The organism is Flavobacterium sp. P3_A6 (assembly GCF_056403035.1).
The window spans coordinates 91,231-113,783 of record NZ_JBFUGG010000003.1 but is presented as its reverse complement, the minus strand read 5'-3'; the positions used below and the strand labels follow the sequence as shown (position 1 = coordinate 113,783).

Sequence of the window (22,553 nt, the reverse complement as noted above, 5' to 3'; positions counted from 1 at the left end):
TTTGCATTAAATCATAAAAATTTAAATCAATTAAAATCTCATTATAATGAACTTCACAAAATCAATCGCAGTAATAGCGCTTTCAGGATTGCTTTTTGCAAGCTGCAAAGACAGTAAAACCGAAGCAACAGAAACTACAGCACCGAAAGTTAAAAAAGACCTGAGCGACAGTGAACAGCCGAAGGAAATTGCTGCCGAAAATCTGCAAACAGCAAGCTTCACTATCGAAGGAATGACCTGTGCTATTGGCTGTGCCAAAACAATACAGGAAGAACTAACTGAATTAGACGGAGTTCAAACTGCTAAAGTTGATTTTGATAAAAAACTGGCCACTGTAACCTTCGATAAAACAGTTCAGACCCCAGAAAGCTTAACCAAAGTGGTTCAAGATACTGGTGACGGAAAAACATATAAAGTTTCTAATATAAAGTCTTAAACAGACTAATTTTCCATATAAAAAAAGCATTCGTTATTGGCGAATGCTTTTTTTATGTTTTAGATTTTCAAACCGCAATTTTCACAATTCCTTTTAAACAATCAGCTTTTTTTGACTAAAAACCCACTAAGCAATATACTGGTTTCACTTCCATTTTAGGGTTTCCATCAAGCGCTGCATGTCGTTTTTAACATAGCTCACTGCTGGCATAATAGAATCAAAATTAGGTTTTGCATAAAAATAAACAGAACCAGTAACAAAATGCTTAACACTATCCGTTGCATAAAACTGGGAATTGGTAGCCGCATTTCCATCGACCTGATAAAACATTCCGTACACTTTTTTATCTTGATTTATATATGGCTGTTCCAAAATATCATCTGCTTTGATAACGTGTTCATATGTTAATTTCTGCGCATCCCTAAGCAATTTATTTATATTGTTATTTACCGGTTTATAAGTCAGATAAATAGTTGCCTTCATCTTTGGGTACGTAATCGAGTAACCACACCCCTTGTCTTCTTTGACAATTGCCTTCGAATTCATGTCAAATTCAAATGGGCAATTCCCTTTAAGGGAAACATATTCCGCTTCGGGATAATCCAGCCTAAGATAACTGGCTGGTTTAGGCAAAACATCCTTTTTGCATCCTACTATAGACAAGAGGAATGCAAAAAATACAACTGTAGCGGTAATTTTTTTAAGCATATTAGTTTAATTTTAATATCTCCTCCTTCGGAGGGATTAGAGGAAGATTATTCAATCGTTACTTTAATTTGTTTGACACGTTTTTGATCTACAGATTCAATCACAAACGTACAGTTTTCAAAAACTATTTTCTGTCCTTTTTTAGGAAAATTACCCAATAGCTCCAAAATAAATCCTGCCAATGTTTCTGCTTCTCCTTTTTGTTCTTCAAATAAATCTTCATCAACATCAATAATTCGATAGAAATCCTTGAGATTTATTTTGCCCTCAAAAATATAATTTTTGTCGTCAATTTGAGAAAAATTAACAGGCACATCATCAAATTCATCACTGATATCGCCAACTATCTCTTCTATAACATCTTCTAACGAAACCAATCCTGAAGTCCCCCCATATTCGTCGACAACAATTGCCAGATGGCTTTTCATACTCTGAAAATCTTTTAGCAGATTGTCCAGTTTTTTATTTTCGGGGACAAAAAAAGGCTCTCTTAATAAAGTCGTCCAATCAAACTCGATGTCATTGATATACGGAAGCAAATCCTTGACAAACAAAACACCTTCTATTTGGTCAATATTGTCTCTATATACAGGAATTCTGGAGAATCCTTTTTCGATTATTTTTGGATAAATCGATGCGAATGACTCGGTGATTTCCAGAGCAAAAACATCAATTCTTGGACTCATTACTTGTCTGGTGTCCGTATTTCCGAAGGATACAATTCCTTCCAATAACTTTTGCTCTTCGGTTGAAGTTTCACCGCTATCTGTCAGTTCCAGCGCTTGCGAAAGCTGATCTACTGAGAAATTTGTTTTTTGTTTTCCCAATTTATTCTGCAAAAATAAAGTAACTGAACGCATAGGAATACTTACTGGAGACAAAAATTTATCCAATCCGGAAATGGGATATGCAATTAATTGGGCAAATTTCACATTATTTCTGCTCGCATATACTTTTGGCAAAACTTCACCAAAAAGCAACAGCAGGAAAGTTACCAAAATCACTTCGGTTATGAATTTTAAAACAGGAGAATCTATAGTTGCAAAAATATTTTTTCCAACAAAAGAAAACAAAATCACCACCCCAATATTAATGAAATTATTCGCTACGAGTAGTGTCGCTAAAAGTTTTTTGGGTTTTTCTAAAAGACGGACAATAATTTTTCCTTTCGAATTATTTTCTAAAACAGAATCATCTAAATCTTTTTGTGACAAAGAGAATAAAGCTACTTCGGCACCTGAAACTATTGCTGAACAAAACAGCAAAATAATAATTCCGATGAAACCGAATATTAAAGTAAGGTCAACTTGAGAAGCAATCTCTAAACTGGGCTCTGGATCCAAATTTGTATAAATTAATTAAACAATTAAAACGGCAAGTCATTGATTGGCAAATTGTTATTCTGAGAATCAAAGTTAGTTTTTTTTGAAGATTCAGAAGAATTTAATGTTTTATTACTTTCCGTATCTTTTTTGGTAGTCAAAAAAGTGAATTCTGTCACCTGAATTTCCATTGTATGTTTGGTCGAACCGTCTTCGGCTTGCCATTGTCGCGATTTTATCCGGCCCTCCACGTAAATCTTATCTCCTTTCGAAAGATACTTTTCGCAAATTTCGGCGGCTTTGTTACGTACAACTAAATTATGCCATTCAGTAGAAACAATTTTCTCGTTGGTAGTTTTATTGACGTAGACTTCATTGGTCGCCAATTGAAATCTTCCGATGCAGTTTCCTCCTTCAAAATAATGCATTTTGACATCATCGCCAAGATGACCTATAAGCATCACTTTATTTAATGTTCCGTTCATGATTTGGTGGTATTTCTATCAAAGGTACATTTTTTTTTGAAAACTGCTTTTATTAGGCTTTTAAATCATTGGCAAACAAAATCTTTCCAATAAAAATGGTTTATTATGTTACTTCCCACTTTTTTTAATTAACCCCCATACTTGTTCATTAAAATTTGTCTTATTGATTCCAGTTAATTTCTCCAATACTTTAAAATAATTATCATTGCCTTTTTCGTATTTGCCACAGCTGAGCAATTCGATAACAGCAGGAAATCCTTTTTCTTTTTCGACTTTTTCAACGATCAAAGCGTTAATCAAATAACTTACTATTAAATGTTTTTCTTTGCTTTCGCCAAAATTATAATAACCATCGTACAGACTAAGCCAATCTGATTTTGGATTGGAAGCTACTTTTTCTTTGAATGTTTTCAGAATTTGAGACCAGCTGATTCCCCAACTTCCACCGTAAAGGTAAGCACAGCCTTCATCAACTGGTTTGTTGATCATGTTTTTCGGAATGGCATTTCGGGTTCGCTCATGCCAAAGATCGTGCGGGTCAAAACTATTGAAACTGGAATTATACGTTCCATTAACCAATAAAGTGGTTTTGTTTTCATTCGCATTAAAAGTACTAACGGACCGTCCATTGTATTCTAATTTATACAGCACTCCAATAGTTTGCAGCAATTCTGGCATATCATTACATCCGTACCAAACGATATTGTCTTGCGGTGCATTTAGTTTTTTGTCAAAAAAAGCAATATCCTTTACATATTCAGAAGCCACTTTCGTATTTAGCTCTTTTTTGAAATGAAAAGTACAGTTTCCTATTTTTTTGGTTTGCCAAGAAAGAGTGTTGCGCTTCAAAGGAGATAAGAAATAGAATTTATCTTCAACATATTTGACCAAAATTTCAAAACTGGCATTCAAAATAGGCATGTTTTCGTTCATGCCTAAATAAGAAAGCTGAATTATGAAATTGCTTTTATCAATTTGCACAACATTGGTCAAATAACCTTTGTAAAAATTATCATCTTTGAATTTAACGTTTTTCTCTATTCCTTTCATTTCATCCAGAAGGATAGAAGTTTCCAGCAGATCTTCTTTCAGTACAAAAACATTTTCCTTATTTGGACTTTCTTTCTGATTCAAAAAACCGTTTAAGGATTTCAGAAGATGATTAGCAATTAAAGTGTCTTTTGGCAAAACGACATTTGCAGGAACAATTAAAGAATTGGTTTGTGCGAATGATAGCAATCCAAAATGTAAGCTTAACAGAATGATAATTTTTTTCAACGTGAATTTTTTTATGACTGAAAGATAGAAATATCCTACTTAAGAAGCAAAGGGGTTTGGTTTTTATTTCACATAACCAATTGTTTTTTGTGACAACCCAAACCCATTTTATAATTTCTCTTCTATAAAATTATGGATCACTATTGGAAATGGAAATGTTTTAGCCGTTTCTAAGTCAATGCCGTTTACGATTGTGCCTTTTAGTTTGGCTTTCCAAAACTTGATATGCAGATGCTGATGCGATAATTTATGAATGATGCTTTCTTCATTATATTCCAACAGGCTTACCATTTTATTTTCTTGAAAAAAATTCAGGCTGATTTGTTGAGCCACAGTTTCAAAATCTTCTGCTTTATCAGTTTCGAGTAAAGGAAACTCATATAAATTGTGCCAAATTCCTTTGCTAGTGCGTTTCTGGATAATGGTGTTCTCCAAATCATCATTAGCTACTATATAATTAAAGTAACGATTTCGGACTTTAATTTTCTTGGATTTTACGGGCAACTGGTGTACTTTCTTTTTTTGCAGAGCGGCACAGCTGGCATTAAAGACACATTCGTTACAATTTGGATTTTTTGGGACGCACTGCAGGGCACCAAATTCCATTATAGCTTGGTTGAATTGTGCCGGATTATCTTTTGGCATCAGTTCGAAAGCCAAAGAAGCAAATTCTTTTTTGGCGGAAGCCTGAGCAATATCGGTTTCTATGTCAAAATACCGCGAAAGCACCCGGAATACATTTCCGTCGACCACAGGAACGCATTCATTATAGGAGAAGGATGCAATTGCGGCGGCGGTATATTCTCCAATACCTTTTAGTTTTAATAAGTCTTTATAATTATCAGGAAAAACACCCTCCATTTCATGAGCAACTATTTGTGCTGTTTTATGCAGATTGCGGGCACGGGAATAATACCCTAATCCCTGCCAAAGTTTCAAGACCTGCTCTTCATTGGCGTTTGCCAAATCAAGAACAGTCGGAAAAGCCTCTGTAAAAGCAAAAAAATAAGGCATTCCTTGCGCCACTCTTGTTTGCTGCAGCATAATTTCGGAGAGCCAAATCGGGTATGGATTGGTTGTTTTTCGCCAAGGCAAATCCCGTTTGTTTTGCAAATACCACTTAATTAGTGTTTTAGAAAAAATCATTGTAAAAATTTAGAAAACAAAAGTAATTGTTTATGTAATTAAAATTTAACGAATTAGGTTGATTTATTGTTTTTTAAATTCATATATTTGCAAACTCAAAAAAATTATTACAACATAATAAAAAGGAAGAAAATGACGAAAGCAGATATCGTAGCGAAGATTTCAGAAAAATTAGGTCTTGAAAAAGGGGATGTACAAGCAACCGTAGAGACTTTTATGAACGAAGTAAAAAACTCACTAGAGACTGGTGACAATGTTTACCTAAGAGGTTTCGGTAGTTTTATCGTTAAAACAAGAGCTGAAAAAACTGGAAGAAATATTTCCAAAAATACCACTATCAAAATTCCGGCACACAACATTCCTGCATTCAAACCTGCGAAAGTTTTTGTTGAAGGTGTAAAAGTGAACAACGAAGCAAAATAACACTATTAATTAATTATAAAATCTATTAGATATGCCAAGTGGTAAAAAAAGAAAGAGACATAAGGTAGCAACGCACAAACGCAAAAAAAGAGCGAGAGCTAACCGTCACAAAAAGAAAAAGTAGTTTTAAACTACTTTTTTCTTTTTTTAAGTTCATTGAAATCGAAAAAAGATGAAAGAGATAAGAAAATAAAGGATAGACGCGAAAAGCCTATTTTCTTTAATCCATTCTCTATTAATCTTCTTTTCCCCGGGTACAATACCTGTTAAATTTATTGTTTAATCCATCCTTGCTGAAAAGTTGATGGTTGATAGTTGATAGTTGACGGATTTTCCAACAACCGACAACCGACAACCGACAACCAATAAGTTCGGATAAAAATTTACAAATGAATAAAGAATTAATCATTCGATCTAGTTCTGACTATGTAGATTTTGCCTTATTAAAAGATGGAAAACTAATTGAATTGCACAAGGAAGAAGAGAAAAGCAACTTTCAAGTAGGCGATATTTTTATTGCCAAAATAAGAAAACCTGTTGCTGGACTTAACGCCGCTTTTGTAAATGTTGGCTTCGAAAAAGATGCCTTTTTACATTATCACGATTTAGGGCCTAACTTAGCTTCCCAACTGAAATTCATAAAACTTGTAAGCGCAGGTAAAATAAAAGATTTCTCCCTTAAAAACTTTCAGTTTGAAAAAGAGATAGACAAGAACGGGACGATTACAGACGTAATCAGCGCCAATCAGTCTGTTTTGGTACAAGTTGTCAAAGAACCAATATCGACAAAAGGCCCAAGATTAAGCGCAGAGCTTTCTCTGGCCGGAAGATTTATTGTTTTGGTTCCGTTTTCTGACAGAGTTTCTATTTCACAAAAAATAGAAGACAAAAAAGAAAAGGAACGTTTGAAACGTCTTGTACAATCAGTCAAACCAAAAGGATTTGGCGTTATTGTTCGCACAGTAGCCGAAGGCAAAAGCACAGTAGAATTAGAAAAAGATTTGCAAAACCTGCTCAGCAGATGGAATGCAATGTGTAAAAAATTACCAACTGCTCATCATCCATCCAAAATATTAGGAGAGCTCAACAGAGCATCTTCGATATTAAGAGATGTATTTAATGATACCTTTAGCGGTATTCAGATTGATGATGAAGAGTTGTACCACCAAACAAAGGATTATCTGCAGGAAATTGCACCATCCAAACAATCAATTGTTAAGTTCTATCAGTCTAAAGACACTCCAATTTTTGAGAAATACAATATAGAGAGACAAATCAAGACTTCATTTGGAAAAACAGTTTCCATGAGTAAAGGGGCTTACCTTATTATAGAACACACCGAAGCGTTGCATGTTATTGATGTAAACAGCGGTAACCGTTCTAACAAAGCCACCAACCAAGAGGACACAGCCATGGAAGTCAATATGATTGCAGCCGCCGAAATAGCGAGACAATTACGTCTTCGTGACATGGGCGGAATCATCGTAGTTGATTTTATCGATATGTCGAATCCTGAAAATCGTAAAGTCTTGTTCGACTTCTTGAGGGAAGAAATGAGCGACGATAAAGCGAAACACAAAATCTTACCACCGAGTAAATTTGGGCTAGTCCAGATTACCAGACAACGCGTAAGACCAGAAGTTAACATTAAAACTAGAGAAGAAGATCCAAACAATGAACATGGCGAAATAGAAGCGCCAATATTAATCATTGACAAAATTGCTTCTGATCTGGAAAGAATTTTAAAAACCCACAACAAAGTAGTGCTTAATGTACATCCGTTTGTGGCTGCATACCTCAGTAAAGGTTTTCCATCTTTGCGTTCAAAATGGTTTTTTGAACACAAAAAATGGATAAAAATCATACCACGTGACGCTTACACGTATTTAGAATATCATTTCTACGACAAAAAAGGAAATGTTATCAAAGAATAAAACAAAAACCGCCTTTCGTAAGATTGCTTTCAGCCTGTTAGGCTTAGCAGCCTCGAGCAGGCGGTTTTTTTGTGCTTTTTTCTGAATATTTTTTTTGAGGCTTAATCCAGCTATCCGCTGCAAAAAAGTTCACTGAACTCCTTTACAATATGTTTACAATTTCATCGAACTTTAATAATCTCATTTTCAACAGCTAAAAACAACAAGAGTCTATTTTTGCCGTTATTAATTTTTTATGAAGATGAAAAGACTTTTAGAAATAATAAACAAGAACAGCTTTTTTTACTGCAGTAGTTTACTCTTAATTACCGCTTGTGGCTATTTTTTATCAATCTATTCAAGAGCTGACGGTTTCATGTTTATGAATAGCTTCCATTCAACTGTATTAACAGTCTTTTTTCAGAACATTACTTTTTGCGGTGATGGTCTTTTTACCTTAATACTATTTGTTATTATTATGGTTTCTTTTAAAAAACATAGAGAACTAGGAGTGCTTTTATTGATTGGTTATTTAAGCTCTGGAATTTTATCTCAAATCATAAAGCATTTTGTCACATCTCCCAGACCCAGTGTATATTTCGAATCTCATCATTACGCCTATTATTTAGATACTTTTTCAAATTGCAGAATAGGGTTTCGCAGTTTTCCTTCTGGTCATACCGCTTCAGCATTTGCAATGGTCACTGTCTTTACAAATTATTTCAAAAAACGGCATATTTGGGCTTTTTCATTATTATTTGCAGCAGCAATAGGATATTCCCGTATTTATTTGGCACATCATTTTCTTATTGATGTTCTGGCTGGAGCGATATTAGGTGTTTTATCTGGTACTTTCAGTATTTTATGGTACCGCAAAAACAAATTCAAAATCAAAAAAACAGCTATCCAAATTACAAGGCAGTTTAATTTAGCGATGCATAATTTCAAAACGCAGCATAAACCAAACACAAATGGATCTTATTAAATTTTTTAAGTTTGGACTAGTGGGTTTTTCTGGACTTGCAATTGATTTCTCTATAACATGGATCTGTAAGGAAAAATTATTACTCAATAAATATCTTTCCAATTCATTTGGTTTTTTATTTGGCGTTGTAAACAACTATTTTTTGAATAAATATTTTACTTTTCACAACAATGACAATCATCTGGCTACTCAATTTTTAAGCTTTTTGATTATTTCAATTATTGGCTTTTTATTGAACACCTCTTTTCTTTACATACTTCAAAAGAATACGAAAATCAATTTTTATGTTTGCAAAGCAATCGTGACAATAATTGTTTTCTTATGGAATTTTACAGCAAACTCATTGTATACCTTTAAATTATAATGAAAGAAAAACAACAATTAGTTTTAATCATAACTATAGCGACGCTTGTTCGGTGTATTATTGCCTTATCCATTGGTTTAGGCAACGATGAAGTCTATTACCTTACGTATGCACAGCATCTGCAATGGAACTATTTTGATCATCCGCCAATGGTCGCCTTATTGATTCGGCTAACTACTTTAAATCTTTATTTCACCAATGAACTTTTTGTTCGTTTTGGAGCAATTATTTTTGGAGCAATTAATACCTATTTAATTTATTATATCTGCAAAGGAATAAAAAATAAAAAGGCTGGTTTAATTGCCTCTTTACTTTTCACAGCTTCCATATATTCCAGCATCATTGCCAGTGTTTTTATTTTACCCGATTCTCCTCAATTATTTTTTTGGCTGATTAGTGTTTACTTTTTAATTCAAATTGTTTCAGAGCAAACCAATCAAAAAAAGCTAAATTATTCTCTTATTTTATTCGGTTTGTTCAGCGGATTATCCATTATGAGTAAAATTCACGGAATCTTTTTATGGGCAGGTTTTGTATTATATATTTTATGCTACAAAAGAGATTTATTACGGAATAGCTCTTTTTATATAGCAGTTCTAACCACGTTAGTAATCATTTCACCTATCATAATTTGGAACATCGAAAATCATTTCATTACCTATACCTATCACAGTCAAAGAATCACAATTAGCAGAGGAATTAACCCTTCTAGCTTTTTTAGAGAATTTCTTGGAGGTGTTTTTTACAACAATCCTATTAATTATTTTTTGATTACTTGCTCTTTAATTGCCGTTTGGAAAAACAAAGTCAACATTGCAAAATCCGTAAAGAGATTGTTGCTTTTCTTGAGCTTACCTCTAATTATTTTACTGCTCTTTATTTCCATATTCAGAGATACTCTTCCTCATTGGTCTGGTCCAGCTTTTGTTACTTTATTGATACTTACTTCTTGCTGCATTTCAGATGAAATAGAGAAAAACACTAATTCTATATTAAAAAATCTAGTATATTCCTCTTGTGCATTGATTTTTACAATTGCACTTTCAGGAATTCTAATCATAAATTTCTACCCAGGAACAATTGGAAACAAAGATGAAAAATGTTTAGGCAAAAAAGACTTTACACTTGATATGTACAATTGGAACTCATTCAAAATTGGATTTAAAAATGTACGTGATAATGACATTCGATCAGGAAAAACAAAAACTGCTTTTATCCTAAACAACAAATGGTTTCCGGGAGCGCACATTGACAATTATATTGCACAGCCTCTGGGTTTAGACTTTATAGCTTTAGGTAAATTAGAAGACATTCATACTTACTCTTGGCTGAACACCTATCGAAAACAACTCAAAATTGGAGACGATGCCTATTTTATAACTGTTTCAAATAGTTTCAGCGATCCAAAAGAATTGTACAAAAAGAGCTTTAAAAAAATTAATTCGCCAATAATTATTAAGCAATTTAGAAATAAAAAACCTGCCAGAAATATGCTGGTTTATTTACTTCAGGATTATACTGGCAAATAAAAATCTATTCCTTCACAATCTCAATTTTTCTTCGGATTTCGTTTCCAAATTCATCGACCACGGTGATGTAGTGAAACCCTGTCGTTGTTGAAATAGGCATTTCGTGAAATGTTTTAGTACTGCCTTTGTACACATTATCCACATACCAAAACAGTTTGCTTTCGCGTTGCGAATGCGCCACTTTGAGAATCACAGGCTGTACTTCACTATTGAAATCTTTAGTCAGATAAATTTTGCTGTTGGTTTTGGGATAAATAAAATCCATTGTCGCCGTTTGCGTTCCCATACAATCATTCCGAAACGGAGGCAACGGCAGATACTCGATATGCTGGCTTTTGTAATACCAAGCCATTACGGGAGGCAGTACAAACCAATTTTTTGTCACTATGCTGCCTATATTTTCGCAACTGCTGTTGACTTGAAATTGCTGTGATTTATCCAAATGCACCGTTTTATGATACGGGCAAACAGAGGAGTTTTTCCCTTTTTTGGGAACCCATTGTTTTATCGTTGGACAGCCTTCTTTGGCCAAATGACCGCTCAAACTGCAAACGTCAACCTCATCTAAATCTTTATAAGGTGTATCGAACCATCGTTGTCTCGGCAACAAATTAAAAACATCAAACAAAATCGGTGCCGCGCTGGTAACCCCAGTCAATGTTGGTCTGCCCTCGCCCGTGGCATTTCCTACCCAAACTCCCACTACATAACGCGCATTTGTACCAATGGCCCAAGCATCGCGATTCCCAAAACTGGTTCCCGTTTTCCAAGCAATTTTGAGCGAGCTGTCATAAAACTTCCAAGCTTCGTCTCCTTCGGGGCGATTAACTTGTTCCATTGCATTATAAGTCTGCCAAATCGAACCTGCTCCTAAAATATTTTTTTGTTTAGTTTCGTCTCCAAAATCAATTTGAAAATTATCATCATAATTTAATTCGGCAAATTCGTTGGCTCTGTATTGCCCTTGATTTTTATTGAAATAATTCAAAGTTGAGGACAAACCGGCGTAGGTTCGGCACAAATCCCATAAATTGCTCTCCGCGCCACCCAAAATAAGCGACAAACCGTAATGATCGGGTGGTTTTGAAATATCCCGCAATTTAAATCGCTGTAATTCTTCATAAAATTTATTCACGCCAAAATCCTGCAGCATCAATACAGCCGGAATATTCAAAGAACGTGATAATGCCCGATGCGCTGGAACCGCTCCATCGAATGTTAAGTTGAAATTTTGAGGTGTATAGCCTGAAATCTGTGTTGGAATATCTGCCACTAGCGTATTGGGCAATAATTCTCCATCGTCGAGCATCGCGCCATATAAAAGTGGTTTCAGAATGCTTCCTGTGCTTCTTGGCGCATCGATAATATCCACATCTTTTTGGTGGTTGCCATCCGTAGGTGAATTGCCTACATAACTCAACACGTTTCTATTGGACACATCAATAACCAGAATAGCCAAATTATGAACTTCATTTTGCCTGTACTGATTATAATAATACTTCGCAATTTGATTGACCCTGTTTTGCAGTCCAATTTCAATTGTCGTTTTCACCCTTGTCCCCGGCTGATTCTTGGCTACTCGCTGCAATAAATGAGGCGCAATTTGAGGCAGGTCGTACGGTTTTTGAGGCAAAGGTTCATCAATGGACAGCTCGTAAGTTTGCTTGTCGATTATTCCTTCCTGATTTAATTTTAGCAAAAGCCGATTGCGCTTACTTAATAATTTTATTTGGTTTTTCCCCGGATAAATCAAACTGGGCGCATTCGGCAAAACAGCCAAAGTAGCGCTTTCTGCCCAAGATAATTGATGGGACTGCACGCCAAAATACCTCCAAGAGGCCATTTCGAGCCCCACCACATTTCCTCCAAAAGGTGCGTGTGAAGCATACAATTCCAAAATTTCGTTTTTAGAATAGCCCAACTCCAATCGGGTGGCAAGAATAAGTTCGACTATTTTCTCAAAATAAGTTCGTCCTTTGCCGTTTCTTGACAAACGAATAACTTGCTGGGTCAACGTACTTCCGCCACGAACAACTTTCCCTGCTTTTCTGTTTTGCTGAAAAGCATTAACCATAGCCACAGGGTTGAATCCGAGGTGTTTATAGAAATACTCATCTTCAAAATAGACAATACATTTCTTGAATTTATCCGGAACGCTGTCTTGCGCTGGAAATCGCCATTGTCCGTCAAGAGCTATTTTTGCTCCAAGCAATTCACCTTCTTTGCTTTCAATCACAGTAGAATAGGGTTCTTGAAACAAAGTCCATGGCAACGAAAAATAATAAACCACCAACAGCAAAAAGGCTACTGATGATTTTATTTTATGTTGTTTTATCCAATTGATGATGCGTTGCAGGAACGCTATTAGTTTGTTTTTCAAAGCTATTTTATTTAACCGCAAGGGTCGCAAAGTTATACGCAAAATTCGCAAATGATTATATTATTAGCCACAGATTACACGGATAGAACGGATATGCACGGATTCTATTCTTTCTAAATACATTGATTTATCTGCGAAAGTCTGCGCAGTCTGCGAGCTATATTTTCACGCAGACTTTTATACATAACAATCATTCAAATCTGTGTAAAATCCGTTCTATCCGTGTAATCCGTGGGCTATATTTTTACGCAGATTTCGCAGATTCTCACAGATTTTTTATCTCAATCGGTGTAAAATCCGTTCCATCCGTGGCATTCGTGGCCAAAAATTCAACGGTGTTTCTACTTCACCACCTGAACCCAAAATCCTTTAGTCCTTGCCAAAAACGTATTATCATACATCGCTTCGCATTGCAGTCCTGGTAAATAATAGGTACCTAAATAAGAGGCATTCAGCAATATTCTAAAGATTTTTACTTCTCCAGATTTCAAACCAAAATAGAAATTAGTTCTGTCATCGCGAATATCAATATAATCGGCAATATTGTTGGTTGCATCTCCATAATCCGTGAAACGGGTATTTACGATTTCGAAACCGGAAGGTAAAATCTGTGACAACGCTACATTTTCTACATGCTCATTTCTCAGGTTTCGAACGGTTACCTCAGCAACAAACTCTGTTCCCTGATTAATTGTAGACACATTAATAACTCCGCCTTTTCTGTTTTTGAAAACAATAGAAGCCGAAACATTACTCTGAATCGCTTTTTCCTGACCAATAGGAAGAATTCCTGTATTCAGTACACGAACAAACAATCTGTTTTTTCTATTATTTTTCAAAGTCACGCTATTCGAACCCATTTTGACAGTCAAACTTCTGTCGGCGATTGTTTTCATCGTTTTAACCACCTGTGTTTTTCCGTCTTTGGTAAACTGAACATCGATTCCTTTAACACCATTGCTCACGGAAAACTTAGCCATTGCATACAAACAATAAGCTGTAGTCTGCGTACTCATCCATTGGTCACTTGACATATTTTTAGCCAGTTTTACTGCCATTGCAAATGCTTTTTGCTTTTGCCCAAGCAATAATAATGTTTCTAAAGCCATCGCTCGATTTCTATCAACAGAGCCATAATAGTAATAATTGTAATTGGAATCGTCTTCTATTTTGCTGTTCAGAAATAATGTCTGACCTGCTGATTTTTGTCCAGCCAATACATAAGCCACAGCCAAACGCAATTTACTTTCGTTAGAAATGCCTTTCGTCTCACGCAATCTGTTCATTGAAGACAAATCGGGAACTCCTGCCAAAGCCAAAGTGTATAAGCGATAGGATTGCGCAAAATCATTTCCGTAACTCGGCATAAATCGCCACTGTTTGGCTTCTTTTTGTTGGTACGAAATCCATTTTGTTTTAAAGTTGATAGGCAAAAAGTATCCTTTTTTCTCTGCTTCAATCATAAAATGCCCAGCATAAGAAGTACCCCAATCGTCAGCAATGGTTCCGCCTTGCCAATAGGTTATTCCTCCGTTCGACAATTGAAAACCTCCGAGTCGGGTAATTCCTGCGGTAACATTTTTCTGAATCAAATCTTTGCGATTGGCATCCAAATCGGCAATATCATTCAGATACAATTGAGGAAAAACAGACGAAGTCGTTTGCTCCACACAACCATGCGGATACTGGATCAAATACTGTAATCGCCCATTTAAATTAATGGTTGGCATCGATGAAATCTCCAGTTTTGCCTTATTGCTTCCCGAAACACCAAATGGTTTCCACGAAATAGTTTTAGAACTGTTCGGTTCCAAAATCACATCGGTAAACGTATTGGTAACCGGATTCGGATTGGTCATATCGATTTCCACATCATACACTGATTTTTCCTTGCCCGAAGTTGCTACAATCTGAACTTTTCCAATTCCCGTAACTGAGCCCACAGCTAAATTAAAATAAGCCATTTTCTCATCAGGCTGTACGAATGATAATTTTTGAACAGCACTTCCAATAACTTTTAATCCGTTGTTCGTCTTAATCTGAACTGTAACATTTTTGATGTTTTTTTCCATTGCAAAAACGGTAACCGGAATCGTCACTTTTTCGGATGGAGAAATTTTTCTAGGCAACGAAGCCAATACCATCAAAGGACTGCGGACAGGAGTTGCTTTTTCAACACTTCCATAAGCACTTGTAGTCGCATCACCGGCCACAATCATTGTTTTTACAGAACCAATATATTTTGGCAATTTCACCTGATGGGTTTTGGTTTGTCCTTTTTCTAATTTAAAAGGCCCCAGATAAATCACAACCGGTTTGAAACGATTTGCCTTTTTGGCTTTTCCACCACCCAAATCCTGATCTCCCCCAATACTGAAAATCTGATTCACTTTTCCACCATACGCCCCAATCACATCATCATAAATATCCCAAGTTTTTACGCCCAAAGCTTCGCGAACATAAAAACTGTCCCAAGCGTTTGGCGCTTTGAAACGAGTTAAATCCAACAATCCTTCATCTACGATAGCGATTGTATAAGTCATTGCTTTTCCTGATTGTTCACTCACTTTTAAGACAAAAGACTGTTCCGGGCGCAACACGTCTGGCATCACCAATTTGGGAATAAGAATCGTGTTTTTGTCAACCACTTCAATCGGCACAATTCCATACATTCGGATTGGCAAATCGTTCTTAGTTGATGCATGCGGTTGCAACAATGTAATATTAAAATACACGTTCGGTGCCATAGAAGCTGTAATCGGGATGGTCACTTTGGTTTCTCCTTTTTGGGTCTTTGCCCAAAGGGTTTGCACAACTTTTGAACCATTTTCGATAGAAATAAAAGCTCTACCCCCTTCACTCGATGGGAAAGAGATTTGGGCATTTTCGCCAACGGCATACTTTTCTTTATCAGTAGAAAAAACCAGCATATTCGCCGTTGAGGCATCGGTGTTTTTAGTTTTTCCGGACCAAATTGGCCAATCGATATTTACCGTCAATGCCGTTGCGTGCCCGCCAACCTCGTCTGAAACCCGAATCATATACCGTCCCCATTCTTCATCAGTTAGAGCAAATCGCACGTTTCCTTTCCCTCTTGCATCAGTATTTATTCTAAAGGTTTTATACGAAGTCGTCGCATCATCCGAATTATAATTAGATAAATTATCGCTCGAAGCATCCCACCACCAGCGCCATTCCACTTTATAGACTTTTACTTCCAGATTTTTAACTGACCTTGGTATGCCGTTTTCATCAACTGTGACTACATCAAATTGGTTCACTTTGCGAGTTTCGAGCATACCGTATTTGTTGGGTTCTGGCGATTTCAGGCCAACGTAGGTGTTATATGGAGAATAAGTAGTCGAAATAACATCAGTGCTAAAGTCGCCTCCTTCTTCATACACTTTTGTAATGAACGAAGCCTTCAGCATCCCTGGTGCTTCTCCTTGTATTTTTGGATCTATCGTTGCATTCGCTTTCCCATTCGCATCTAATTTTCCTGAGAAAACAGTAACTTCTTCGGTGCTGAATTTTCGAACCATATCATCAAAAACATATTTTTCATAATTTTTGAAAGTCGTAGCCTGTTGCGAAAATTTAGCCTGCATTTCAACGTTCAAATTTTTGGCAACAGCCCCGTGAAGCCAAGTCACCTCAAGATTACTCGTATTTGGATACGAAGAAGAAAGTACCGCTCTCTTGAAAGTATTTTTGATTTTTAAACGATTCGGTTTGATGGTTTCAATTTTGATGCTTTTATAAAACTTCGCTCCGCCAACGCTGACCATCGCTTCCCAATTTCCGGTAGGCGCGTCTGCTTCTGTCGGTACAGTAAAAGCATAGTGATTCCACTCATTCGATTTTTGAACCGTTTGATATGTCACTTTTCCGTTTGGATCACTCAATCGGAATTTTATAGGATGTCCTAATGGTATTTTATTCGAGGCATCATTCAAAATAAAGGACAAATACAAATTATCGCCAGGTCGCCAAACCCCGCGTTCCCCATATATAAATCCTTTGAGTCCTTTTTGCAAAGTTTCGCCAGCTACATTAAAATTACTGACCGATAATGAATTCCCATCATCAAGTCTTACATAAGTTGATTGCGTCCCGTAAGTCACAATCGCAAAATAAGCAAAGGTATCCAGCTGAAAACTCGCAATCCCTTCACTGCTAGTCGTTCCAGTAGCCAGTTTTTGCTGTTGAAAACTGTACAAATCTACTCTTGCGTTCGAAATAGGTTCGGTTGTAATGATATTGTTTACGGCAAATAAATACGATTTATTCTCTCCTCTTTTGGCAATTACCCCAACATCCGAAGCCAAAATATTAGTTCCGATTTTAGCATTGTAATAATACGAACTCGAGCAGGGATCTTGGCTTTCTCTCCATTCATAATCCTCATAATAATACTCATCGTATGCATTTTGACTATAATTCACATCCTTTTCATCCACTTCTTCTTCCTCATCATTTTCACTATCATCAGCTGTTGAAGATTCGCATTTGTATAAAGAATAGGCTTTTTTATACGAGAACTCCACTCTGTAAATGGCACCTGGTTCCGGAGTAATAATTTTGGATAAATCCAAGGCAAAAGTGTTCCATTTACTTGTATTGACCAAGTTGTTTTCATTGAGATAAAGAGTTGATTTGGCAACAGGCTGTCCTACTCTTTTCAAATTTCGGGTGCCGTTCAGCTCATTGTCCTGCAGAAATTGAAGAATGTTGTTTTTGTAAATTTTATACACTTTTACATCAACCGCACTTAGATTTACTGCTTCAAAATTGAGTTTTAAATTACTCGAACTTGGCAGAATCGTTCCATTTTTGATAAAACGAACATTAGGTTTTATTTCATCAAATGAAATTTTTTCTGAGTAATTTTCATTTAGCTTTTTGCCGTATTCACTTTCGATACCTTGAAAAACCTCCAATAATAATTCACCCGTTAGTTTTTGAGAAACAACAACAGGCTCGACTGCTTCTACCACTTCTTCTGGTTCTTCAACCGAAGCTGTATCGACAGCCACAGCCGTAGAATCAGAAGCTATTACTTCTGCAACTGGTTCTGGAGTTACTTCTACTGGTTTTTCAACGGCTTTATCATTATTAAAATAAACCTTTAACACATTTCCTTGGGTAGAAAACTTTAAATTACTGGTGTTTTGAATCGCAACCAATCCTTTAAAATCCTGTCCTTTTTCTAATGGTTCAGAAAAGTTAATAGATAACGACTGATTGTTCCCTTCCTGCATTTCGGTCTTAATAACCTTAAACTCATTCAATGCCGTAATTGGAAAATCGATAGTTCCTTTTTGATCAATATCGTAATCGTTTCCATTATATGCAATCTCAAGATTACTCTTAGAGTCTAATCGCTGAATGCTGTCAATTCTAAATTTAAACTCTTTCCCAACTGCATTCGATTTTTCGAAAATAATTTTCAAATCATTTCCGTTATGTTCGGCTTCAATCAATTTTTTAGCAGTTTCAAAATCGATATTGTCTGCCGTTTTCAGCACACAATTCAAATATTGATACTCTTTGCTGTAGGACTGAACATCAAGCGTGTTCACGACAAAATCCTGTTTGATAGTTTTTACAGTGAAATTAAAACTGGAAAGTTCCTTGTCTTTTTCCGCCACTTTTGGTTTTAATTTATCCAAATGTAAAGTCACTTGATATTCGGTACCAGACTCCAGCTTTTTTTCGGGGATAAAAGCGATAGTATTATTCGAAAGCGCAACCACTTTACCGTTGACACTTGGAGAAATATCAAACAAATCATCGTCCAAAACCTGATTGACTTTCCAATTGTTGTTATCGAAAGCCAAAACCACACGAATATCAGATTGTGCCGAGACTATTCCCCCAGTAAAACTGACTATATACTCTTTGAATAATGAAAAATCGGAATTAAAATCGGAGGCTGATTTTCTGCCACACGCCTGAAACAAAAAAAACACACAAAACACATAAATTAATCCTTTTGTTTTCACTTTTATCTAGAGTTAATGGGTTACAAATTATAATTATAGCAACATTTCACAGTCAAGTCCATAACTGCAAAAGCTCACAATATATTGTAGTAAAAGTATAGTATTTAATTTATTTTTTTAAGAAGAAAATTCTTTGGAGGTAAAATACTTTTAGAAAGCAATTTTTAGGATCTTTTTCTTGCTATCCATTGCTATCTGGGCTAGGACTTTTCAGGTCAATAAGTCTATTTCCTTCTCTCAGCAAAAAAACGTTTCATCAGCTCCGAAGCTTCATTAGCCATAACTCCGCGAACAACAATGGTTTTGGGATGCAGCTGAGTTCCCATTTTCATAAAACCGCGATGTTCATCGCTGGCGCCATAAACAATTTTAGTAATCTGGCTCCAGTACAAAGCGCCGGCACACATTTGGCAAGGTTCCAGCGTAACATATAGCGTGCAGTCTTTCAGATATTTCCCTCCAAGGTAATTGGCAGCCGCAGTAATGGCCTGCATTTCAGCGTGGGCAGTAACATCATTGAGCAATTCGGTTAAATTATGGCTTCTGGCAATGACGGTATTATTGACCACAATAACGGCTCCCACAGGAATTTCTCCTTTATCAAAAGCCATTTCAGCTTCCTGCAAAGCTTTTTTCATGAAGTACTCGTCGGTGAAAGGATTTATCATAGTTGCAAAAATAAGAATTCAATTCGTACATTTGCTTTATGCCTAATAATTTACTTGAACATATCAACAATCCTGCCGATTTACGCCAGCTCGACGAAGAACAACTTCCGCAATTAGCACAAGAATTACGTGATTTTATCATCAATATTGTTGCTACTAAAGAAGGTCATCTTGGAGCCAGTCTTGGCGTGGTGGAACTCACGATTGCGTTGCATTATGTTTTTAACACCCCCGAAGATTTATTGGTTTGGGACGTGGGACATCAAGCCTACGGACATAAAATTTTGACCGAAAGAAGAACTATTTTTCATACCAACCGTCAATTGGGCGGTATTTCCGGTTTTCCTAAAAGAAGCGAAAGCATTTATGATACTTTTGGCGTAGGCCACTCATCTACTTCTATTTCGGCAGCGCTGGGAATGGCGATTGCTTCAAATTTGAAAGGTGATTTCGAAAAACAGCACATTGCCATAATCGGCGATGCCTCAATAGCCTCGGGAATGGCTTTTGAAGGCCTGAATCATGCCGGAGTTACCGATGCTAATTTATTGGTAATCCTTAATGACAATGCCATTGGAATTGACCCAAGCGTTGGCGCACTCAAAAAATATCTCACTTCCGTAAAAGAAGGGAAAAATCCAAAACAGAATAATATGATTCGGTCACTGAATTTCGATTATTCAGGACCAATTGACGGCAATGATCTTTTTGCAGTAATAAAAGAATTGAAGCGTCTGCAAAAAATAAAAGGACCAAAATTTTTACACCTCATTACCACCAAAGGCAAAGGCCTGCAACAGGCAGAGGAAAATCAGGTAAAATACCATGCACCCGGTAAATTTGATGCCGTAACTGGCGAAATCATTCCAAAACAAGAAGAACATTTGCCTCCAAAATACCAGGATGTTTTTGGATTGACCATATTGGATTTAGCCAAAAAGAACGAAAAAATTGTTGGAATCACTCCGGCAATGCCTTCTGGCAGCTCTCTTAAATTTATGATGGATGCCTTTCCAAAACGCGCTTTTGACGTGGGAATTGCCGAACAGCATGCAGTGACTTTGTCCGCTGGAATGGCTACGCAGGGAATGATTGTATATTGCAATATTTACTCCACTTTTTTACAGCGGGCTTACGATCAAGTTATTCATGATGTAGCCTTACAAAATTTACCTGTCATTTTTTGTTTGGACAGAGCTGGTTTGGTTGGCGAAGATGGCGCCACGCATCACGGTGTTTTTGATTTGGCATACTTACGCTGTATTCCAAACATGATCGTTTATGCTCCTTTGAATGAGATTGAACTGCAAAACATTTTATATACTGCCCAATTGGGATTAAACCATCCTATTGCGATTCGCTATCCACGCGGACGAGGTGTGATTAACGATTGGGAAACATCTTGTTTTGGCAAATATGAAACCATAGACATCGGAAAAGCAAAACTGCTCAAAAACGGGTCCAAAACAGCTGTTTTGTCTACCGGTGCAATTGGCAATAATGTAACATTGGCTCTAGCCAAAATACAGCATCCGGAAAATTTTGCCCATTATGATTTCCCATTTGTAAAACCGCTGAATGAAAAAGAACTGCACACTATTTTTAACCAATTTGAAGCTATAATTACTATAGAAGATGGCGTAATCAAAGGAGGATTCGGAAGCGCTATTTTAGAATTTGCAGCAGTCAATAACTATGCTTCCAAAATAAAGCTTTTAGGAATTCCAGATGTATTTATTGAACAGGGATCTATTGATGCGCTGCAACAATATTCAGGAATTTCCGTTGATAGTTTAGAAATAATTTTCTCAAGTTGTTGAAATTAATTATTTTGCACTCCAAAATACCTCAATCTTATTATGACTTCTTTAGCTAAATATTTTATAGTCTTATTTTTATTTTTTTCTATTTGTAGTTTCTCACAAATTAAAATAATCACAAGTGTAGCCGACACAGCTGTTGTAAAAAAAACCGACAACAAGATTTCAAATGTTATTGTAACTGCTAAGCCAGATACAATTACCTACTGGAAACATAAAAACGTTCTAGGCGTTGACGTTTCAGAGATTGCCTTTGTAAATTGGAGTGCTGGGGGAACAAGTGCAATAACAGGACTCGTTAGAGGTGATCTTAAATATGATTATAAAGACGATTATCAGGTTTGGTCAAACGAACTCATTGTTAGATATGGTTTAAACAAACAAGAGGGCATTGAACTCAGAAAAACGGATGACGCTTTCAAAATCAACTCTACTTATGGCTTCAGGACAAATTCTTCATCAAATTGGTATCATTCAGCTAAATTAAACTTCAATACTCAATTTACGAACGGATATAAATATCCTAATACCGAAGATCCTATTTCGAAGCCATTTGCACCTGCTTACATCTTTTTGGGGGTTGGATCTGAGTACATTTACAAACCTGCAAATTTTAATTTATATTTATCTCCTTTAACCCTAAAAAGCACAATGGTACTTGACCAAACATTAGCTAACTCAGGTGCTTATGGCGTAAAAAAAGCAGTTTATGACGCTGATGGAAATTTAATTACTGAAGGTGAAAGATCAAAAACAGAACTTGGTATCTTAATTACATCCTATATTGAAAAAGAAATATTCACCAATATTGTATTAAAAAACCGTTTAATTTTATACACCGACTATTTACATAATTTTGGCAACATTGATGTTGATTGGCAATGCTATTCTTATTTGAAAGTCAATCAGTATGTAAAAGCAAACGTTGGCTTCAATTTAGTTTATGATGAAGACATCGACGTTATCAAAGAAGAAAACGGAGTCAAAATTAACGAAGGCGCCAAAGTACAATTAAAACAAGTCTTGGGAGTTGGAGTTGAATATGCTTTTTAAAATATTAAAAGAGAGTCTGTTTTTGACCCTCTTTTATA

16 protein-coding genes are annotated in these 22,553 nt (G+C 36.1%); 8 read left to right on the top strand and 8 right to left on the bottom strand.

The window, feature by feature from the left end; genetic code table 11:
* The first annotated feature begins 46 nt into the window (after window positions 1–46).
* Window positions 47–436 (top strand): heavy-metal-associated domain-containing protein, encoded by a 390-nt coding sequence (locus AC1DVP_RS03980; RefSeq protein WP_477182256.1) that lies wholly within the window; start codon window positions 47–49, stop codon window positions 434–436.
* Window positions 437–580: 144 nt separating this feature from the next.
* Here AC1DVP_RS03980 and gldD read toward each other — a convergent pair whose 3' ends face one another.
* The 5 genes from gldD to mutY all read right to left on the bottom strand — a co-directional run bounded on the left by gldD (window position 581) and on the right by mutY (window position 5,375).
* The gene (gldD, locus tag AC1DVP_RS03975) at window positions 581–1,144 is read right to left on the bottom strand and encodes a gliding motility lipoprotein GldD (RefSeq protein WP_477182255.1); all 564 of its coding nucleotides are present in this window, start codon (window positions 1,142–1,144) and stop codon (window positions 581–583) included.
* Window positions 1,145–1,191: 47 nt separating this feature from the next.
* Window positions 1,192–2,487, bottom strand: a complete 1,296-nt coding sequence (locus AC1DVP_RS03970) for a gliding motility-associated protein GldE (RefSeq protein WP_477182254.1) — start codon at window positions 2,485–2,487, stop codon at window positions 1,192–1,194.
* A gap of 23 nt (window positions 2,488–2,510) precedes the next feature.
* On the bottom strand, window positions 2,511–2,951 hold the full coding sequence (locus tag AC1DVP_RS03965) for a single-stranded DNA-binding protein (protein ID WP_477182253.1): 441 nt from the start codon (window positions 2,949–2,951) through the stop codon (window positions 2,511–2,513).
* A gap of 108 nt (window positions 2,952–3,059) precedes the next feature.
* The gene (locus AC1DVP_RS03960; protein WP_477182252.1) at window positions 3,060–4,229 is read right to left on the bottom strand and encodes a hypothetical protein; all 1,170 of its coding nucleotides are present in this window, start codon (window positions 4,227–4,229) and stop codon (window positions 3,060–3,062) included.
* Window positions 4,230–4,337: 108 nt separating this feature from the next.
* Window positions 4,338–5,375, bottom strand: a complete 1,038-nt coding sequence (gene mutY, locus AC1DVP_RS03955; protein ID WP_477182251.1) for an A/G-specific adenine glycosylase — start codon at window positions 5,373–5,375, stop codon at window positions 4,338–4,340.
* Between the two features lie 87 nt (window positions 5,376–5,462).
* On the opposite strand from mutY, the gene AC1DVP_RS03950 reads away from it, so the two are divergent.
* From AC1DVP_RS03950 to AC1DVP_RS03930, 5 genes are all read left to right on the top strand, one after another.
* Window positions 5,463–5,798, top strand: a complete 336-nt coding sequence (locus AC1DVP_RS03950; protein ID WP_255410990.1) for an HU family DNA-binding protein — start codon at window positions 5,463–5,465, stop codon at window positions 5,796–5,798.
* Window positions 5,799–6,187: 389 nt separating this feature from the next.
* Window positions 6,188–7,732 (top strand): Rne/Rng family ribonuclease, encoded by a 1,545-nt coding sequence (locus tag AC1DVP_RS03945; RefSeq protein WP_477182250.1) that lies wholly within the window; start codon window positions 6,188–6,190, stop codon window positions 7,730–7,732.
* A gap of 241 nt (window positions 7,733–7,973) precedes the next feature.
* A complete protein-coding gene (locus AC1DVP_RS03940; protein ID WP_477182249.1) occupies window positions 7,974–8,696 on the top strand; it encodes a phosphatase PAP2 family protein in 723 nt (240 codons plus the stop codon).
* Window positions 8,683–9,060, top strand: coding sequence for a GtrA family protein (locus AC1DVP_RS03935; RefSeq protein ID WP_477182248.1), 378 nt, complete (start codon window positions 8,683–8,685; stop codon window positions 9,058–9,060). Before AC1DVP_RS03940 ends, AC1DVP_RS03935 begins: the two co-directional genes overlap by 14 nt.
* On the top strand, window positions 9,060–10,589 hold the full coding sequence (locus tag AC1DVP_RS03930; RefSeq protein WP_477182247.1) for an ArnT family glycosyltransferase: 1,530 nt from the start codon (window positions 9,060–9,062) through the stop codon (window positions 10,587–10,589). The genes AC1DVP_RS03935 and AC1DVP_RS03930 overlap by 1 nt, the downstream gene beginning before the upstream one ends.
* Window positions 10,590–10,593: 4 nt before the next feature.
* Here the strand turns inward: AC1DVP_RS03930 and pbpC are convergent, their stop codons facing one another.
* The 3 genes from pbpC to AC1DVP_RS03915 form a co-directional block, all read right to left on the bottom strand.
* Window positions 10,594–12,969 carry a penicillin-binding protein 1C gene (pbpC, locus tag AC1DVP_RS03925; protein WP_477182246.1) on the bottom strand — a complete coding sequence of 792 codons (2,376 nt, stop codon included), beginning with the start codon at window positions 12,967–12,969 and terminating at the stop codon, window positions 10,594–10,596.
* A 341-nt stretch (window positions 12,970–13,310) separates the two neighbouring features.
* Window positions 13,311–18,974, bottom strand: coding sequence for an alpha-2-macroglobulin family protein (locus AC1DVP_RS03920; protein WP_477182245.1), 5,664 nt, complete (start codon window positions 18,972–18,974; stop codon window positions 13,311–13,313).
* Between the two features lie 224 nt (window positions 18,975–19,198).
* Window positions 19,199–19,642, bottom strand: a complete 444-nt coding sequence (locus tag AC1DVP_RS03915; RefSeq protein ID WP_477182244.1) for a nucleoside deaminase — start codon at window positions 19,640–19,642, stop codon at window positions 19,199–19,201.
* 38 nt (window positions 19,643–19,680) lie between these two features.
* Between AC1DVP_RS03915 and AC1DVP_RS03910 the strand changes: the two genes are divergently transcribed.
* Window positions 19,681–21,462, top strand: coding sequence for a 1-deoxy-D-xylulose-5-phosphate synthase (locus AC1DVP_RS03910; protein ID WP_477182243.1), 1,782 nt, complete (start codon window positions 19,681–19,683; stop codon window positions 21,460–21,462).
* 39 nt (window positions 21,463–21,501) lie between these two features.
* On the top strand, window positions 21,502–22,515 hold the full coding sequence (locus AC1DVP_RS03905) for a DUF3078 domain-containing protein (protein WP_477182242.1): 1,014 nt from the start codon (window positions 21,502–21,504) through the stop codon (window positions 22,513–22,515).
* The last annotated feature ends 38 nt before the right edge of the window (window positions 22,516–22,553 follow it).

What these genes read in the sequence shown, in the direction of transcription:
- AC1DVP_RS03980 (WP_477182256.1), top strand. Translation starts at nt 47, where the DNA reads ATGAACTTCACAAAATCAATCGCAGTAATAGCGCTTTCAGGATTGCTT.
- gldD (WP_477182255.1), bottom strand. Translation starts at nt 1,144, where the DNA reads ATGCTTAAAAAAATTACCGCTACAGTTGTATTTTTTGCATTCCTCTTG.
- AC1DVP_RS03965 (WP_477182253.1), bottom strand. Translation starts at nt 2,951, where the DNA reads ATGAACGGAACATTAAATAAAGTGATGCTTATAGGTCATCTTGGCGAT.
- mutY (WP_477182251.1), bottom strand. Translation starts at nt 5,375, where the DNA reads ATGATTTTTTCTAAAACACTAATTAAGTGGTATTTGCAAAACAAACGG.
- AC1DVP_RS03945 (WP_477182250.1), top strand. Translation starts at nt 6,188, where the DNA reads ATGAATAAAGAATTAATCATTCGATCTAGTTCTGACTATGTAGATTTT.
- AC1DVP_RS03940 (WP_477182249.1), top strand. Translation starts at nt 7,974, where the DNA reads ATGAAAAGACTTTTAGAAATAATAAACAAGAACAGCTTTTTTTACTGC.
- AC1DVP_RS03935 (WP_477182248.1), top strand. Translation starts at nt 8,683, where the DNA reads ATGGATCTTATTAAATTTTTTAAGTTTGGACTAGTGGGTTTTTCTGGA.
- AC1DVP_RS03930 (WP_477182247.1), top strand. Translation starts at nt 9,060, where the DNA reads ATGAAAGAAAAACAACAATTAGTTTTAATCATAACTATAGCGACGCTT.
- AC1DVP_RS03915 (WP_477182244.1), bottom strand. Translation starts at nt 19,642, where the DNA reads ATGATAAATCCTTTCACCGACGAGTACTTCATGAAAAAAGCTTTGCAG.
- AC1DVP_RS03910 (WP_477182243.1), top strand. Translation starts at nt 19,681, where the DNA reads ATGCCTAATAATTTACTTGAACATATCAACAATCCTGCCGATTTACGC.
- AC1DVP_RS03905 (WP_477182242.1), top strand. Translation starts at nt 21,502, where the DNA reads ATGACTTCTTTAGCTAAATATTTTATAGTCTTATTTTTATTTTTTTCT.